General features: G+C 69.0%; 1 protein-coding gene. It reads left to right on the plus strand.

Going from position 1 to position 1,317, the window contains the following annotated elements:
* Nucleotides 1-52: 52 nt before the first annotated feature.
* Nucleotides 53-1,287, plus strand: a protein-coding gene (locus BIV57_RS19240) for an IS3 family transposase (RefSeq protein ID WP_107409630.1) whose coding sequence is annotated in 2 segments (ribosomal slippage) — nt 53-332 and nt 332-1,287 — 1,236 coding nt in all. Because the reading frame shifts where the segments join, the coding sequence is not laid out codon by codon here.
* Nucleotides 1,288-1,317 lie beyond the last annotated feature (30 nt).

Raw genomic sequence — 1,317 nt, forward strand, 5'->3', positions numbered from 1 at the left:
TGAATCGCCCCGGGTTTGATGGAGACATCGATGACCCGCAAGGATGGCAACCATGGCCGGCCCCAAGAAGTACTCCGACGAACTGCGCGAACGTGCTACCCGGATGGCAATCGAGGCCCGCAGCGACCCCGCGACCCGCACCGGAGCGCTGCGCCGCATCGCCGAGCAGCTGGGCGTCCACCCCGAGGCCCTGCGCACCTGGGTCAAGCGCTCCGAGACCGACCAAGGCCTGCGTGAGGGCAGCACCAGCACCGATGCCGCCCGCATCGCCGAACTCGAGCGCGAGAACAAGGAACTGCGCCGCGCGAACGCGATCTTGAAGTCCGCGTCGGCTTTCTTCGCCGCGGAGCTGGACCGCCCCGCGCACTGAGGGTCGCCTACATCGACCAGCACAAAGAACAGTTCGGCGTCCAGCCGATCTGCGACGCCCTGGCCGGGACGGACGCCGAGATCGCGCCGAGCACCTACTACGCCGCCCGCCGCCGGCCGCCCTCGGCCCGCAGCCGCAGCGACGCGGCCCTCACCGAGGAGATCCGGGTGATCCACGCCGCCAACTATGGCGTCTACGGGGTCCGGAAGATCCACGCCGTGCTCCGCCGGGCCGGACGCCCGGTGGCCCGCTGCACCGTCGAGAGGCTGATGCGCCGCGCGGGCCTGCGCGGGATCAGCCGGGCCAAGGGTCCGCGCACCACCCGGCCCTCGCCCGAGACGGGACGGCCGGCCGACCTGGTCGAGCGGCAGTTCACCGCGCCGGCGCCCAACCAGTTGTGGGTCGCCGACATCACCTACATCCGCACCTTCTCCGGCTGGGTCTACGCCGCGTTCGTCACCGACGTCTTCTCCCGGATGGTCGTGGGCTGGCAGGTCGCCACCAGCCTCTACACCGATCTGGCCCTGGATGCGCTGAACATGGCCATCTGGCGACGCCGCCGGGACGGTGCGGACCTGGTCGGTCTGACGCACCATTCGGATCGCGGAGTGCAATACCGTGCGCTGCGCTACACCGAGCGCCTCGCGGACGAGGCCGCGGTGGCCTCGGTCGGCTCGCGCGGCGACTCCTACGACAATGCGCTGGCCGAGGCGTTCAACAGTTTGTTCAAGGCCGAGTTGATTCGGAACAGGGGACCGTGGACGTCCATCAACGACGTCGAGATCGCGGTGGCCGAATACATTGACTGGTTCAACCGGCGGCGCCTGCACGGCGAACTCGGCCACGTCACCCCAGCCGAGCACGAGGCCGCCTACTTCGCGGCTGAGCCCCACCCACCACTCCAGAAAACCAGGTAACCGACTCTCCATCAAACCCAGTACTTGACA

The organism is Mangrovactinospora gilvigrisea (genome assembly GCF_001879105.1).
In the GTDB taxonomy this organism is placed as follows: domain Bacteria; phylum Actinomycetota; class Actinomycetes; order Streptomycetales; family Streptomycetaceae; genus Mangrovactinospora; species Mangrovactinospora gilvigrisea.